18 protein-coding genes are annotated in these 15,343 nt (G+C 63.1%); 12 read left to right on the top strand and 6 right to left on the bottom strand.

Annotation, left to right across the window (positions count from 1 at the left end; translation table 11 throughout):
* Positions 1–16: 16 nt before the first annotated feature.
* Together IVB45_RS30745 and IVB45_RS30740 are read left to right on the top strand one after the other, a co-directional pair.
* Complete coding sequence (locus IVB45_RS30745) at positions 17–553, top strand: SRPBCC family protein (protein ID WP_247358248.1); 537 nt, start codon at positions 17–19, stop codon at positions 551–553.
* 38 nt (positions 554–591) lie between these two features.
* Complete coding sequence (locus IVB45_RS30740) at positions 592–1,005, top strand: VOC family protein (protein ID WP_247358249.1); 414 nt, start codon at positions 592–594, stop codon at positions 1,003–1,005.
* A gap of 106 nt (positions 1,006–1,111) precedes the next feature.
* Here IVB45_RS30740 and IVB45_RS30735 read toward each other — a convergent pair whose 3' ends face one another.
* From IVB45_RS30735 to IVB45_RS30720, 4 genes are all read right to left on the bottom strand, one after another.
* Positions 1,112–1,465 (bottom strand): hypothetical protein, encoded by a 354-nt coding sequence (locus IVB45_RS30735; protein WP_247358250.1) that lies wholly within the window; start codon positions 1,463–1,465, stop codon positions 1,112–1,114.
* Between the two features lie 434 nt (positions 1,466–1,899).
* A complete protein-coding gene (locus IVB45_RS30730) occupies positions 1,900–2,337 on the bottom strand; it encodes a hypothetical protein (protein ID WP_247358251.1) in 438 nt (145 codons plus the stop codon).
* Positions 2,338–2,419: 82 nt separating this feature from the next.
* A complete protein-coding gene (locus IVB45_RS30725) occupies positions 2,420–3,208 on the bottom strand; it encodes an SDR family oxidoreductase (protein ID WP_247358252.1) in 789 nt (262 codons plus the stop codon).
* 121 nt (positions 3,209–3,329) lie between these two features.
* Positions 3,330–4,994 carry a PAS domain-containing methyl-accepting chemotaxis protein gene (locus tag IVB45_RS30720; protein ID WP_247358253.1) on the bottom strand — a complete coding sequence of 555 codons (1,665 nt, stop codon included), beginning with the start codon at positions 4,992–4,994 and terminating at the stop codon, positions 3,330–3,332.
* Between the two features lie 317 nt (positions 4,995–5,311).
* Between IVB45_RS30720 and IVB45_RS30715 the strand changes: the two genes are divergently transcribed.
* From IVB45_RS30715 to IVB45_RS30695, 5 genes are all read left to right on the top strand, one after another.
* Positions 5,312–5,674 carry a nuclear transport factor 2 family protein gene (locus IVB45_RS30715; protein WP_247358254.1) on the top strand — a complete coding sequence of 121 codons (363 nt, stop codon included), beginning with the start codon at positions 5,312–5,314 and terminating at the stop codon, positions 5,672–5,674.
* Between the two features lie 159 nt (positions 5,675–5,833).
* Positions 5,834–6,238: a YciI family protein gene (locus IVB45_RS30710; RefSeq protein ID WP_247358255.1), complete on the top strand. Its 405-nt coding sequence runs from the start codon at positions 5,834–5,836 to the stop codon at positions 6,236–6,238.
* Positions 6,239–6,276: 38 nt separating this feature from the next.
* Positions 6,277–6,639: a YciI family protein gene (locus IVB45_RS30705; protein WP_027570333.1), complete on the top strand. Its 363-nt coding sequence runs from the start codon at positions 6,277–6,279 to the stop codon at positions 6,637–6,639.
* A gap of 96 nt (positions 6,640–6,735) precedes the next feature.
* Positions 6,736–7,476 carry a TetR/AcrR family transcriptional regulator gene (locus IVB45_RS30700; protein ID WP_027570334.1) on the top strand — a complete coding sequence of 247 codons (741 nt, stop codon included), beginning with the start codon at positions 6,736–6,738 and terminating at the stop codon, positions 7,474–7,476.
* Between the two features lie 120 nt (positions 7,477–7,596).
* The gene (locus tag IVB45_RS30695) at positions 7,597–8,082 is read left to right on the top strand and encodes a DUF2852 domain-containing protein (RefSeq protein WP_027570335.1); all 486 of its coding nucleotides are present in this window, start codon (positions 7,597–7,599) and stop codon (positions 8,080–8,082) included.
* A gap of 204 nt (positions 8,083–8,286) precedes the next feature.
* Here the strand turns inward: IVB45_RS30695 and IVB45_RS30690 are convergent, their stop codons facing one another.
* Positions 8,287–9,450, bottom strand: coding sequence for an acyl-CoA desaturase (locus IVB45_RS30690; RefSeq protein WP_247358256.1), 1,164 nt, complete (start codon positions 9,448–9,450; stop codon positions 8,287–8,289).
* Between the two features lie 315 nt (positions 9,451–9,765).
* On the opposite strand from IVB45_RS30690, the gene IVB45_RS30685 reads away from it, so the two are divergent.
* Positions 9,766–10,533, top strand: coding sequence for a serine acetyltransferase (locus IVB45_RS30685; RefSeq protein WP_247358257.1), 768 nt, complete (start codon positions 9,766–9,768; stop codon positions 10,531–10,533).
* Positions 10,534–10,568: 35 nt separating this feature from the next.
* On the opposite strand, the gene IVB45_RS30680 is transcribed toward IVB45_RS30685, so the two are convergent.
* Positions 10,569–11,087 (bottom strand): DUF2231 domain-containing protein, encoded by a 519-nt coding sequence (locus IVB45_RS30680; protein WP_027570338.1) that lies wholly within the window; start codon positions 11,085–11,087, stop codon positions 10,569–10,571.
* Between the two features lie 545 nt (positions 11,088–11,632).
* Here IVB45_RS30680 and tolQ point away from each other — a divergent pair.
* The 4 genes from tolQ to tolB are packed head-to-tail and all read left to right on the top strand — an operon-like array spanning position 11,633 to position 15,190.
* A complete protein-coding gene (tolQ, locus tag IVB45_RS30675) occupies positions 11,633–12,349 on the top strand; it encodes a protein TolQ (protein ID WP_007596319.1) in 717 nt (238 codons plus the stop codon).
* 43 nt (positions 12,350–12,392) lie between these two features.
* Positions 12,393–12,842: a protein TolR gene (gene tolR, locus IVB45_RS30670; RefSeq protein WP_018453789.1), complete on the top strand. Its 450-nt coding sequence runs from the start codon at positions 12,393–12,395 to the stop codon at positions 12,840–12,842.
* 3 nt (positions 12,843–12,845) lie between these two features.
* The gene (locus IVB45_RS30665; RefSeq protein ID WP_247358258.1) at positions 12,846–13,805 is read left to right on the top strand and encodes a protein TolA; all 960 of its coding nucleotides are present in this window, start codon (positions 12,846–12,848) and stop codon (positions 13,803–13,805) included.
* A gap of 23 nt (positions 13,806–13,828) precedes the next feature.
* Entirely contained in the window at positions 13,829–15,190 is a 1,362-nt protein-coding gene (gene tolB, locus IVB45_RS30660; RefSeq protein ID WP_247358259.1) for a Tol-Pal system beta propeller repeat protein TolB, read from the top strand.
* The last annotated feature ends 153 nt before the right edge of the window (positions 15,191–15,343 follow it).

Genomic DNA, 15,343 nt, shown 5'->3' with positions numbered 1-15,343 from the left:
ATCGAGGGAGCCATTCATGCTGAAAGCCGTTGCCATCATCGCCGTCGTGCTCGCTGTCGGAATCGTGGGCGTGCTCGGCTTCGCCCTGACGAAGCCCGACACATTCCGGGTCGAACGCAGCCTCGCCGTCAAAGCGCCGGCCAATGCGGTCTATCCCTTGGTCGCCGATTTCCATCGCTGGACGGCCTGGTCACCCTACGAGAACCGCGATCCCGCCATGAAGCGCAGCTTCGGCGGAACCACGGAAGGAAGGGGCGCGACCTATGCCTGGGACGGCAACAACAATGTGGGCGCCGGCCATATGGAGATCCTCGAGGCGAGTGCGCCGTCAAAACTCCGCATCAAGCTCGACTTCGAGCGGCCTTTCGAAGGCCACAACACCGCCGAGTTCACCTTTGTGCCGCAAGGCAATGCCACACTGGTCACGTGGGCGATGTCCGGTCCGGCCCCGTTCCTGTCCAAGGTCATGCAGGTGTTCATCAACATGGACAACATGATCGGCAAGGATTTCGAGGCGGGCTTGGCCAGCCTGAAGAAGCTCACCGAGAAGTAGCGCCGTCACCCCGAACGAAAGCAAAACGGAGAGAAACGATGCTCAATCCTTATCTATTCTATCAGGACACCTGCGAAGCGGCATTCAATTATTACGCCAAGGTGCTCGGCGGCAAGATCGACGCTATGATGCGTTCGTCGGACGCGCCGCCGGACATGGCGGCCGGGCCCGGCCGCGAGAAGACGATCATGCATGCGCGGATGTCGCTGCCCGACGGCAGCGTGCTGATGGCCTCCGACGCACCCAGCGAGCATTTTCACAAGCCGCAGGGCTTTTCGATCTCGCTCACGGTCGCGGACCCCGCGGAGGGCGAGCGCAAGTTCAACGCGCTCGCCGACGGCGGCAGCGTTACGATGCCCTTCAGCAAAACCTTCTGGGCCAAGGGCTTTGGCATGTGCGTCGACAAGTTCGGCATTCCCTGGATGGTGAACTGCCCGGCCGAGGGAATGTGACAGGCGCGATCGTTTGACGCGCTGGGCGGCGATCCCCTCTCCCCGACGATGCGGAGAGGGGCGCGCATGAGATGTTGCGTCATGTGCCGATCGACCGCGTGTCCTCTCAGCGGAGCGATCCGGTCACGTCATTGCTCGGTGGTTGGGAGGAGGGAACGCAGCGCGGACAGATCACGAGCTTTGTCCCGAGCTGCCTGTCATTCTCCGCTTCGATTTCGTCATGGATTGCCCACCACGCAGCGGAGTACGGGTGCAAGGTGCCGAGTATTCTCTCCCGCTCCTGATTCGGATCACTCGCCGCAGGAGCTTGGGTCGCCGCACGACGCTTCACGACGGAGGGACGGTTCGGATCCTGACCGAGGCCGTCCCATGCGATCGGACGGCGTTCCTGCGCAGGCGCAACCACGCATCCCATGAGCGTTGCGCAAAAAGTGAGCAAGACAAAGCCGTGTCGCATCATGCCGGACACCTTGGGTGTTGTAGCGACGCGCCAAGTTCGCTTGCCGAAGCTTGCGTCGCACCGCTCAAATGGAACCTAAGGGAAACGCCTGGCCGACACGGCCGAATATGGATGCTGCTATCGCATCACATTGCGAGAGCAGTGAGGCCGCTTCGTGAAATGATGCGGACCGCATCGCACAACAACTGGCGCAATATTAGGCTGTGAACTCCGGGACAGAATCGTTATTTATTTCGTCATAAAATTCTAAAAACTGGGGCGGGCGTACTTGGAAGGGGAGCGACCGATGGCGGCGGCGCTGCAGATCAACTTTGCACTTTGGGGTATGCTCATCTGCGCGAGCATGGAATTGACCGAGCTGATCCAGAGTTTCTATTAGACCTCAGGAAGCTTGTGACGGGCGGAATTGGCGGGCGCCTGCGTCCGCCTGATCGTCACCGGCAGCGCGGATAGATCGCGGCGAGGTCGCGTCCCTTCAGCAGAAGCAACCGCGACGAGAGGCCGCCGCGACGGCTGATCCAGTCGCGCACCGGGCCAGGATAGGCCGCAAGCACCGCATCGGATGCTTCCGGCTCGGCGTAGAAGCGTCCGCGCCGATCGACCGATCGCGCCGCATGGAAGCCGAGCACGGCACGCTTCGTCACACAAATCCGATCGCCCGGCACGATGCTCAGGACCAGCGTGCAGGCGGACAGGCAGGGACCGTCGATCACTACGCGCTCGCCGCTCTCGCGCACCTTCTCGAACAAATCGAGGAACGGCCCGACCTGTCCACCGGGCGATTGGATGATGCGGATTTCGGCCACGGCAGGCGTGGCGGCGAGCAGCGCGGATGCGAACATCAAGGCCCTGAGGAAGGTGACGCGTCGCATGAAGCCTCCGCGAATTCGAGTCCGTAGGAAAGGTCACGAGAAGAGGTGGGTGACGCTTCGCTAAGGCCAACCTACGCCGTGTCTATCCGTTCCGCCGTTCGCCGCGCAGCGTCGGCAGGCCGATGCCCGCCGCATCGAAGCCGCCATCGACGGCCAAAATTTGGCCGGTGATGTAGCTCGATCGTTCCGAGCACAGGAAGTAGATGGCTTCGGCGAGTTCCTCTTCCAGGCCGTAGCGGTTGAGCGGGATGGCGTCGTGATAGTCGGCGCGGATCTCCCTGGTGTGCACCTGCTTCGCCATCGCGGTGTCGACCGGTCCCGGCGCGACCGCGTTGACGCGGATGTTGAGGGACGCGAGCTCGACCGCGAGCTGCTTGGTAAGGTGCGCGAGGCCCGCCTTGCTGGTGCCGTAGGCCGAGCGCAGCGTCGAGGCGCGCACCGCCGAGATCGAGGTGATGTTGACGATGGCGCCGCCATTGCCGTCGCGCATCAGCGGCACCGCCGCCTTGGTGCAGAGGAACGGGCCGGTGAGGTTGACTTCGAGCACGCGCCGCCAATCGGTCTCCGACGTCTCCATCAGCGGCGCGAACACGGCAATGCCGGCATTGTTGACGAGCGCGTCGAGCCGTCCAAACCGCTGTTCGACCGTCGTCATTGCGGCGGCAACCGCGGCTGCGTCCGAGACGTCGCAGGTCAACGCCAGCGTGGCCTCGTCCCGGCCGATCTCGGCGACCGCGCGGCCGAGCAGTTCGCCCTCGATGTCGAGCAACGCCACCCGCCAGCCCTCGGTCAAAAACTTCTTCGCGGTCGCAAGCCCGATGCCGCGCGCGGCTCCGGTGACGAGGGCGATTTTGTGTGGGGAGGCGGTCATAGCTTATCCGTGGTTCGGGAAATTGAGGCGGTCTCCCTACCACGAAAGCCGCGAGGAGAGGCGACAAACTATCGCGCCTTTAGCTCGTCGAGGCTCTCCTTTTGCAGCCGCGCAAAGCGGCCTAAGCCAGCTCCGCCGTGGCGCGCTGCATGTTGGCCGACATGTCGGCCGTCACGATGCTCTGTTCCTCGACCGCGGCGGCGGTGGAGGCGATGAATTCGTTGACGCCGGCGATCGCGACCTTGATCGCGGTCAGCGAGCTTGCAACGTCGCCGGAGATGGTGTTCAGCGCGTCGATTTCGGACGTGATGGTGTCGGTCGCCTGCTTGGCCTGGTTGGCGAGGCTCTTCACCTCGGAGGCGACCACCGCGAAGCCGCGGCCGGCTTCGCCCGCGCGCGCCGATTCGATCGTGGCGTTGAGCGCGAGCAGGTTGATCTGGCCGGTGATGCCCGAGATCATCTCGACGATGCCGCTCATCGCCTGCGCCGCCGCGTTCAACCGCTGCGCCTGGCCGTCGGCGGCCTCGACGCGGGTGGTCGCGACCTTCGAATTCTCGCGCGACTTCGCCATGGTGGCGGAGATCTCGCGGATCGATGCACTCATCTGTTCGCTACCGGCCGCGACCGCCTCGATCAGACCGCGCGCGTTGTCGGCTTTCTTGCGGCCGATCGCCTGCGCGGTGATGTCGGTGGCATATTTCACCACCTTGTAGGGTTTGCCGTTGAGGTCGAGGATCGGATTGTAGGACGCCTGGATCCAGATTTCGCGGCCGCCCTTGGCGATCCGCTTGTATTCGGCGGCCTGGTATTCACCGCGGTTGAGCGTCTCCCAGAACTGGCGGTAGGCTCCCGAATTCTTCTCGTTCGGCTCGACGAACATGGAGTGGTGCTGACCCTTGATCTCGGTCAACGAATAGCCCATCGCCTTCAAGAAGTTCTCGTTGGCGGTGCGGATGGTGCCGTCCATGTTGAACTCGATCACCGCCTGCGATTTCTGGATGGCGGCGAGCTGTCCGTCATTGTCGGCGGCCTTCATCTTCTGCGCGGTGACGTCGGTCGCGAATTTCACCACCTTGAACGGCCTGCCCATCTCGTCGAGGATCGGGTTGTAGGTTGCGAGAATCCAGATTTCGCGCCCGCCCTTGCCGATCCGCTTGTATTCGGCGGCCTCGAACTGGCCGCGGTTCAGTCGCGCCCAGAATTCGGCATAGGCCGAGCTCGCGCGATCCTCCGGCGTCACGAACATGCTGTGGTGCTTGCCCTGGATCTCGTCGAGCGAGTAGCCCATCGCGCCCAGGAAATTCTCGTTGGCGGTGACGATGGTGCCGTCCATGTTGAATTCGATCACAGCTTGGGCACGGCCGATCGCGGCGATCTTGCCCGCGTCCTCCATGGTCCTCATCTTGTAAGCCGTGATGTCGGTTGCGAACTTGATGAAGCTCACCACCTTGCCGTTCTCGTCGCGCAGCGGCGCGTACGACGCATGGACCCAGACTTCCTTGCCGTTCTTGCCGAAGCGCCTGTATTGCGTGGTCTGGAACTCGCCGCGGTTCAGGCTGGCCCAGAAGTCGCGATAACGGGCGCTTTCGCGTTCAGTCGCGCTGACGAAGATGCTGTGATGCTTGCCCTTGATCTCCGAGAGCGTATAGCCGCTCATCTTGAGGAGATTTTCGTTGGCATCGAGAATGGTGCCGTCGAGGCCGAATTCGATCACGGCCTGGGACCGGTCGAGCGCCTCGACCTCCGCGACCGCGTGCCTGACTTTCTTGCTTTGGAAATTGAACACGTAAGCTCCGCCTAATGCTGAGGGGCGAATCAGCCGGATCGTCATACCGTTTCGCTCAAGCTAAAAAGTTGCATGGGCTTCTTTAGCAACTGTAAACTCCTGCACGAGGCGGCGCCCGTTCTGTCTTTCGCACGCCTCGGCCATGTTGCTCAGGTTGCAAGTATTCTCGACTCATATGCACGGCGGAGTTCATAGAACGCGCCGTATTTGTACGGGCCACCGCGTGCATTATTTTTCGCGTGGTTGCCGCCGGACGTGATGTCGGCGCGGGTGCGCCTCAATCGTCTTCAAGACGATGCTGATCACGGAACCGTTCGATGACTGACCCCGAGCGCCTAATTCGAGACCTTTTCGCGGCCTATCTCGCCAATGACCGGCAACGGGTCGCCGACGCGTTGGCCGACGATTTCCGCTTCACCAGCCCGTTCGACGACGACCTCGACAAGGCGACCTATTTCGAGCGTTGCTGGAGGAACACCGGCTGGATTGCGCGGCACGACATCGAGCGGGTTTTCATCCAAGGCGACGAGGCCTTCGTCACCTATCTCTGCCTGGCGACAGATGGCAGGAGCTTTCGCAACACCGAGTTCTTCACCTTCGCCGGCGGCAAGGTTCGCCGCATCGAGGTCTATTTCGGCGCTGCCCGGCACGACGGTCGTTTCCTGCCGCAGGCGCGCTAGCGCCAGCCAATAACCTCCAGAATAATTTTCGTCACCTGTCGGTTTCGTCAAGGTTCCTTCGTCTTGGAGGTGAGGGCGGGCGGCCCGGGCTGTCGCTCCCGTCCATCCGGAGTGGCGCCGCCGCGCAACCCGAACGACAAAAGCACGCTAGGAATGCTCATGCGATTCATGATGCTGATGATCCCGCTCGGCTACGAGACCGCGGCGCCCGACGTTCAACTCGATCCCGAGCGGGTCGCTGCGATGATGCGCTACAACGAGGCGCTGAAGGACGCCGGCGTGCTGATCACGCTCGACGGCCTACACCCGCCCTCGATGGGCGCGCGCGTCTCGTTTGTGGCCGGCAAGCCCATCGTGATCGATGGTCCGTTCGCCGAGGCCAAGGAGGTCCTGGGCGGCTACTGGATGATCGAGGTTGCCTCGCGTGCCGAGGCGATCGCCTGGGCCAAGCGCTGTCCGGCCGCACCGAACGAAATCATCGAGATCCGTCAGGTGCAGGAGATGAGCGACTTTCCGCCTGACGTGCAGGAGGCCGCCGCAGGTTTCGGCGACCTCAAGAAATAGCCGCAGCTTCGTCTATCCATCATCAAGGGAGAGAACCAATGAGCACCGACACCTATCTCGCCGTTTTCCTCGGCAGCAAGACCAGCTCCAAATGGGCCGCATGGGATGCGATGCCCGAGGCTGAGCGCAAGGCGAAGGAGCAGGAGGGCATGGCGGCCTGGAAGGGCTGGGTCGAAAAGCACCAGGGCGCGATCGAGGCCATGGGCGGCCCGCTCGGCAAGACCAAGAAGGTCGACGGCAAGGGCCTCGCCGACATCGCCAACGAGATGGGCGCCTTCACCGTCGTGCGCGCGGCGTCCCATGAAGCCGCGGCGAAGATGTTCGAGAACCACCCGCACTTCACGATCTTCCCCGGCGAACGCGTCGAGATCATGCCGGTGCTGCCGATCCCCGGCGGCTAGGGCTTCGGCCCGCGGCGCCGGACCGGGAAGAATACGGTCGATCAACCCCGTCGCCGCTAGTGACCTTCCTGCCCAGCTCATGTAAAGGTCGTTCACATGAGCTGGCGCAAGGAGACGCGCCGCGCCGAGCGCGGCTATCACCACGGCAATCTGAAGGAAGCCCTGTTGCAGGCCGCCCTCGGGCTGATCGCCGAGAAGGGCGCGGCCGGCTTCACCTTTGCCGATGCCGCGCGCATGGCTGGCGTCAGTGCCGCGGCACCGTACCGGCATTTTCGCGACCGTGAAGAACTGCTGTCCTCGATCGCGCAGCGCGGCTTCGAGCAGTTCGAAGCGCGCCTGACCGCGGCTTGGGACGACGGACGGCCCGACACCGTCACGGCGTTCGAGCGAGTCGGCAGGGCCTATCTCGCCTTCGCGCGCGAGGAGCCCGCGTTCTACAATGCGATGTTCGAATCGGGCGTGCCGGTGGATTCCAATCCAGCGCTCCAGGCCGCCAGCGAGCGTGCTTTCAACATCATTCGTGCCGCGGCGGAGCGGCTTGCCGCGCTGGCACCGCCGGGCACCCCGCGGCCGCCGGCGATGATGATGGCGCTGCACATCTGGTCGATGGCGCATGGCGTGGCCTCGCTGTTCTCCCGCGGCGATGCTGCGCGTCGAAAGCTGCCCATGTCCCCGGACGAGCTGCTCGAAGCCGAGGTGCTGATCTATCTGCGCGGTCTCGGCTTCCCGACCGATCGCCGTCCCCCGGCGAAAAGCGCCGAGCCGCCGCCGGTACCACCGGAGGCATCCTCCGGTTCGGGCGTGCCGCCCGGTGGTCCCTGGGGCAAGCCGAAATAAAGTTACCCAAATAATTCCCCCGCCCTGTCAGGCGGTCGGCTTGACAAAATCGCGGGATGATCTACCTATGTAAATGTTATTTACATTCACAACGGCGCTGATGCCGTCATGGAGAGGGAAATGGCCTACACCGCTGATGTCAATCGATGGCGCGGCCCTTCGGACCAACACTACGAGCGCCCCCACATGCTCAACACGCCCTGGCATCCCGGCTGGATCGCCGTGACCATCCTCGGTTTCATCATGTGGTGGCCGATCGGACTTGCCCTTCTCTTTTTCACACTCGGGAGCAGAAGAATGTCGTGCTGGAGCAACCAGGATCGCTGGCAGAACAAGATGGAGCGGATGCAGTACAAGATGGACCGTATGCGCGGCCGCATGGAGCGCCACGGTTTCGGCTTTGGCTTCGGACCGCCCTCGAGCGGCAACCGCGCCTTTGACGAGTACCGCACCGAGACACTGCAGCGGCTCGAGGAGGAGCAGGTCGAGTTCAAGAACTTCCTCGACCGTCTGCGTCACGCCAAGGACAAGGAAGAGTTCGACCAGTTCATGGCGCAACACAAGACACGCCCGACCCCGCCGCCGACCGACCAGCAGCAAGGTTGATCTCAAGCTTGATCTCGGGACTGACGCCTCTCAAAGCCGCCAGGCGCATGCCCCCAAAGTCCTGATGGCCCTGAGCCGCCCGCCTGCGCAACCCGCAGGCGGGCGGTTTGATTTTGGCAATGCGCGTCAGGCTGCCGCGACCGTCCGGATTGCCTTGGTTTGGAAAAGTCTTGGTCTGGAAGTCTGGTGCAGAGAGAGACTTGGTCAGCGCGCCGTGGCGAGCTGCGCGCGAACCGACTCCAGGAAGTGTTCGTAGGCGTAGTCCACGATCTCGTTGAGTGATCGCGTTCGCGCGAACATCGCCTTGGCCTCGGCGAGAAACTCCTCGCGGGTCGGAATCTTCGGCAAATGCAGATGTGTCAGTGCATCGACGCCTTCGTGCGCGCGACTGAGGATGTCATGCAGCGTCGGCAGCTGCAGCTGGGCCAGATCGGCTCGGCGGAGCGCCGACGAGATCGCATGCGCCAGTGTCTGCGCATCGAACCGTCCGGCAAGCTCACGGGCTGCCCGGTTGATGACGCGTGCGCCAAGCGGCTGCTCGTTGCGCAGCACCTGCTCGGGCGGCGACTTCATGTTCCAGACGATGCCGAACCAGGACAGCACCTTCAGGATGTAATAGGTGACGTCGATTTCCCACCAGCGAAAACCTTGCCGCACGCTGCTCTGGTAGGCGTGGTGATTGTTGTGCCAGCCCTCACCGAGGGTGAACAAGGCCAGCAGCCAATTGTTGCGAGAATCATCGCCGGTCACGTACCGCTTGCGTCCATGCACATGGGCGAGGGAGTTGATGCAGAAGGTCGCGTGATAGACCAGCACGGTGCTCCATAGGAAGCCGACGACGAGGCCGGACCATCCGCCAACCAGGAAGCAGAGAGCAGCCAGCGTAATGGCCGGCAGCAGTTCCAGGCGATGCAGCCACATCAACTCCGGATAGGCCGCGAAATCGCCGACCTTCACGAGGTCGGTGCCATCGTGCTCCCGGTAAAAAATCCAACCGAGATGGCTATAGAGGAAGCTCCGATGACGCGGTGAATGCACGTCGTCTTCGGTATCGGAATGCAGATGATGATGTCGATGCTTGGCCGCCCACCACAAAACGCTTTTCTGCGCGGTGCTCTGCGCAAGCCAGGCCAGGATGAACTGAAAGACCCGGCCGGTCGCAAAAGCCCGATGGGAGAAATAGCGGTGGTAGCCCGCTCCAATTGCAAACATGCGGACGACATACAGCGAGGCGCAGATCGCGATGGCCTGCCAGGTCACGCCGGTCCAGATGGCTGCAACGCAGCCGAGATGCACCAGCAGGAACGGCAGTGCGGAGGGATACATGATGTCGTCGTGTTGGTCGTCGGCGGAGGCATTGGGCGACATGGATTGGCGTGACCTTGGATGATGGAGATCCGGAGTCGCTTCGGCAGCACTGAGGGCCGCTGTGTACGACAAACCCGGGGGGTGGCGGACCGCTGCGGGGCTTCGAACGAGATACTTTGCCTGAACAACCCGGGCCAGCGCGGCAGTACGATCCTGAGACCATAGCTTCGGCCGGGAACTCGACTTCCTCCATATATATGATCCCGGCCGCCTGGCATGCAAGCTCGTAGCCTCACGGGGAGCGTGGCGCGCGCGCTGCCGACGCTCTATATCTGACGGTGAAAAGGAAGCGTCAAAACATCGCAGGCGGCAACGATGATGGAAGCTGCGATCACGCCGAGCGAGACCCTCTGGCAGAAGATCCGAGACGAGGCGCAGCGCGCAGTGGCAGCCGACCCCATATTCGGCCGGGCTCTTGGAGGCCTCATCTTCGCCCATGACGATTTTACCGGCGCATTGTCCGACCTGATCGGACAGCGGCTTGGCGACAGCGCGGCCGAACGCGCGCGCTTCACGACATTTTCCCGCGACGCCTTCAATGGCCAGCCGAATCTGATCGAGGCCGCCGGACGGGACTTGCAGGCCATCGTGCTCCGCGATCCCGCCATCACCGGACTGTTGGCGCCGCTGCTGCATTTCAAGGGCTACGTCGCCTTGCAGGCCTGGCGCGTCTCGAACTGGCTCTGGCATCACGACCATCGCGACGCGGCGCTGCTGTTTCAGAACGAGGCGTCGAACGTCCTGCAGGTCAGCATTCATCCGGCGGCGAGCTTGGGATCGTCGGTGTATCTCGACCACGCCACCGGCATCGTGATCGGTGCCGATGTGGCGATCGGCGACGAGGCCACCATCCTTCAGAACGTCAGCATCGGTCGCGGCACGGAACTGCCGGCGCGCTCGCCTCGCATTGGTCGCGGCGTGTTCATCGGCTCCGGCGCGACGATTCTCGGCAACGTCAGCATCGGCGATTTTGCAAAGATCGGCGCCGACACCGTTGTGACGAGCGACGTGCCCCGGGGTTGCACCGCAGTCGGCAATCCGGCGCGGCTGACGAATTGCCCCGAACCGGCCTCGGCAGCCTGACTCGCCGTCAAGTCATCAGCCGACGTGCTCCTCGTTCAGGCGGCGCGGCGGTGGCGCTCGCCGCCATGATGCGGCGTGACCGGCTCCGAACTGGTCTGGCCCGGTGCGTCCAGCACCGCGACATGATGCCGGTAGACCATTTCCCAGCCCTTCCATCCCGTGAACAGGAGGATGCCCACCACGATCAGCGAGAGCGCCACGCCCCACGGCTTGACCGCAGCCTCCGCGCCTTGCGCGTAGCGGAGGTAGAAATTGATCAGGGCCAGGACGACCGCCGCCAGATTGCCGACCATGTGATACCAGGCATCGTTGAGGCTGCGGATACGGGCGTCGCTGAAGAAGTCGGTGAAGCCGGCCACGGCGGCAACGAGCGCCATGACGATGCCGGCGCCGATCAGCCATATGGCGGCTCTGGCCCAGAAGCCGTCGCCGGTTCCGATGAAGGCGAGATCGGCGATAGGCGCGCCGACCAGGAAGGCGACGGGGAATGGGATGATCATGGGGTGGAGCGGATGATCGCCAATGGCGGCGGTCGACTTGGGGTTGATGCTCATGGCAAAACCTCGCGAGTAGTGATTTTCGGGACAATTTTTCGGGCGAGGGCTGGTTCCTCCCACGGATAACGCGCGCCGCTCTTCATGCGCCGGGGGGCGGCGGAACTCTGGTATCGCGGCCGCAGCGCAGCCGCCCGTCGAGGACGCGCCGCGGGGCCGGGGCCCCGCGCGCGGGAGTTGCGGCACGTGGGGGAACGCGGACCCGCCCGCCGCGCCTCCCATCCCCCTGCGGGACCTCGCTTTCCCGCAGCCAAATTCGCCTGCGGTAACTCAGCATTAACCTTCGCCGGGCTCTGGTAATTGCGGACAATGGCGCCCAGAGCCCGAAGTCTGAGCCTTGGGGTCGGGCCCATAGTTTTGACATCTTCGCAGGGAATGCAGGCGGCTGGCTTTGGACGAGCCCTGCACCCCAGACAGACAAGGCTTTGAGCGGGCTTGCCGGCCGCGCCGGTTCTAGCGCGGCTATTGGGGAACCGGCGGCCATTTGCTGGCCGGGACATTAGGTCGGGACATCAGGTAACGATCGCCTTGAGAGGATACTGCCTATGAATCCGGCCGACGTGGCTCAGTCAGCCCTTCCGGTTGCCGCTTCCGCGGACGTGTCGCTGATCGCGCTGTTCTGGCAGGCTCACTGGATCGTGAAAGCCGTGATGCTGGGGCTTCTCGCCTGCTCGGTCTGGGTCTGGGCGATCGCCATCGACAAGATCTTCCTGTTTGCCCGCACCCGCCGCTCGATGGACCGTTTCGAGCAAGCTTTCTGGTCCGGCGAGTCGATCGAAGACCTCTATCGCACGCTCTCGGCCAAGCCGACGCATTCCATGGCGGCCTGCTTCGTCGCGGCGATGCGCGAGTGGAAACGTTCGTTCGAGAGCCAGGCCCGCTCGGTCGCAGGCCTTCAGATGCGCATCGACAAGGTCATGAATGTGTCGATCGCCCGCGAGGTGGAGCGGCTGGAACGCCGGCTGCTGGTGCTCGCCACCGTTGGCTCCGCAGGCCCGTTCGTCGGCCTGTTCGGCACCGTCTGGGGCATCATGTCGAGCTTCCAGTCGATCGCGGCGTCTAAAAATACCTCTCTGGCGGTGGTGGCCCCCGGCATCGCGGAGGCGCTGTTTGCGACCGCCGTCGGCCTTATCGCCGCCATTCCTGCCACTATTTTCTACAATAAGTTCACCTCCGAGGTGAACCGGCAGGCCCAGCGGCTCGAAGGCTTCGCCGATGAATTTTCAGCCATCCTGTCGCGCCAGATCGACGAGCGGGGCTGACGGACGGCATGTATAGTGTGAAGGGCAATTTGGGCACCAGACCATGGGCATGAACGTTGCGAGTTCGTCCGGAGGCGGTGGACGCCGTGGCCGGCGCAAGCCGGTCGTGGCCGAAATCAATGTCACGCCGATGGTGGACGTGATGCTGGTGCTGCTCATCATCTTCATGGTGTCGGCGCCGATGCTGACGGTCGGCGTGCCGCTCGACCTGCCGCAGACCCAGGCCAAGAGCCTCGAAAACAACGACCAGAAGCCGATCCAGATGTCGGTCGACATCAAGGGCAAGGTGTTCATCAACGACGCCGAGATCGCGATCAACGAACTGATCCCGAAGCTGAAGGCGATCACGGACGCGCGCGGCGGGCTCGAGGAACGGATCTATCTGCGTGCCGACAAGAAGGCGGATTACGGGACGGTGGCCAAGGTCATGGGCCAGTTGTCCGGCGCAGGCTTCAAGAAGCTGGCGCTCGTCACGGAAGCGGATCAGGGGTAGACCGTGAAGGTGAAGGTCGACAAGACACTCGTTGCGTCGATTGCCCTCCACGTCCTCGTGCTGGGATGGGGGCTCGTCACCTTTAGCAGCAGGGCTTTCGTGCCGGCCGAAGAGTCGCTGCCGATCGACATCATCTCCACCGACCAGCTCGCGCAGATGATGTCGGGGCAGAAGACCGGCGACAAGAAAGAGCCGAAGCCGAAGGTCGAGAAGATTGCGGAAGCCAAGCCCGAGGAAGACGCCGTCGGCAAGGTCACCGAGAAGAAAGAGCTGATCAAGACAAACTCGACGCCCGAACCGCCGCCAAAACCCGTCGAAAAGCCGGTCGAGAAAAAGCCCGAGCCGCCCAAGCCCGTCGCTGAGGCGAAGCCGAAGGAAGAGCCGAAGCCACAGGAAAAGAAGCCTGATCCGGCCAAGGAAGATCCGATCGCCGAACTGCAGAAAAAGCTGGACACCAAGAAGCCGCCACCCAAGCCGCCCGAGCAAAAGGTCGCGGCGGTGCAGCCGCCGCAGCAGCCGAAGCCCAAGGAGCGCAGCTTCGATCCCGCGCAGATTGCCCGAGATCTCGACAAGCGCGCCGCGACCCGGCACGAGCTCACGGGATCGACTCTGAATGCGTCCGCCGCGCTGGGATCGACGACCGGGACGGCCGCTAACAACGTTGCGACCTGGCAAGGCGCGTTCATGGCAGCGGTCAAGCGCTGCTTCACGCCCACCTATAACGGGCAGGACGCCGATCAATACGAAGCCGACATTGATATTTTCATGAAGATCGATGGATCGCTGGCATCCGAGCCGGTCGTCGTTGCGGCGAGAGGACCGTCCCGGTCGATCGCTCAGGCAGTGGCGGAGAGTGGCAAGCGAGCCATCGTACAATGTCAGGTCTATTCGTTCCTGCCAAAGCAGCAGTATGACACTTGGAAAACCATTCCGATGCGCTTCGGCCTGAAAGATATGTTGTGACATCCGAACAAAAGAATTTTGCGATGAATGACGCTCGATCGATCACCCGCCGCCGCTTTATGACCGTCAGTGGATCGGCGCTGGCGATGCTTGGGGGCGGACATGCCCTGGCACAGGCCCAAAAGCGGCTTGAAATCAATCCCACGGAATTTCGGCCGATCCCGATTGCGATCACCAATTTCGTGCCGGGCTCGCCCGCCGACGGCGACGTCGGCAACGGCGTCACCCAGGTCATCACCAACAATCTGAAGCGCTCGGGCCTGTTCGCGCCGGTCGACCAGGCCGCCTTCATCGAGCGCATCAGCAACATCGACGTCGCGCCGCAATTCGAGAACTGGAAAACCCTAAACGCGCAGGCCCTCGTCACCGGCCGCATGACGCGGCAGCCGGACGGTCGCCTCAAGGCCGAATTCCGCTTGTGGGACGTGGTCACCGGCCAGCAGCTCGCCGGCCAGCAATATTTCACCTCGCCGGAATATTGGCGTCGCATCGCCCACATCATCTCCGACCAGATCTATGAGAAGCTGACCGGCGAGAAGGGCTATTTCGACAGCCGCGTGGTGTTCGTCGACGAGACCGGGCCGAAGGAGCGCCGCGTCAAGCGGCTCGCGATGATGGACCAGGACGGCGCCAATGTGCGCTATCTGACCCGCGGCTCCGACCTCGTGCTGACGCCGCGCTTCTCGCCGAACTCGCAAGAGATCACCTACATGGAATTCGGCCAGGGCGATCCGAAGGTCTACCTGTTCAACATCGAGACCGGCCAGCGCGAGATCGTCGGCAACTTCCCGGGCATGACCTTTGCGCCGAGGTTCTCGCCGGACGGCCAGCGCGTCATCATGAGCCTGCAGCAGGGCGGCAATTCCAACCTGTTCGTGATGGATCTGCGCTCGCGCTCGACCACGCGCCTCACCGACACGCCCGCGATCGACACCTCACCTTCCTACTCTCCGGACGGCACCCGCATCTGCTTCGAGTCCGATCGCGGCGGCAGATCGCAGATCTATGTCATGGCCGCGGGCGGCGGAGCGGCGCAGCGCATCTCCTTCTCCAAGGACGACAACAACGCAACCTATTCGACGCCGGTGTGGTCGCCGCGCGGCGATTACATCGCCTTCACCAGGCAAGGCGGCGGGCAGTTCTCGATCGGCGTGATGAAGCCGGACGGCTCCGGCGAACGGCTTCTCACCTCCGGCTACCACAACGAAGGTCCGACCTTCTCGCCGAACGGCCGCGTGCTGATGTTCTTCCGCGATCCCGGCGGCAGCGGCGGGCCGTCGCTATACTCCGTCGACATCTCGGGGCGCAACGAGCTGAAGGTGCCGACGCCGGGCTTCGCCTCCGACCCGGCATGGTCGCCGCTATTGTCCTCGACATCGGGCTAGCCGTCGCCCGCGGCGCGCGATGATTTGACCGCGCGCCTTTTCCGAAACTTTGCCAGATGTGTCCCCGCGATAATTGTTCTTTAAGGTTGCACTCGGCAAACTTTTCCCATCGGTTTGTTTCTATTGATGTATTTCGACTATTGGTCATTCAAA

Origin of the sequence: Bradyrhizobium sp. 4 (genome assembly GCF_023100905.1) — a bacterium.
In the GTDB taxonomy this organism is placed as follows: Bacteria; Pseudomonadota; Alphaproteobacteria; order Rhizobiales; family Xanthobacteraceae; genus Bradyrhizobium.
Note: the sequence above shows the minus strand (reverse complement) of the source record. Positions and strands in the feature narration are given on the sequence as shown.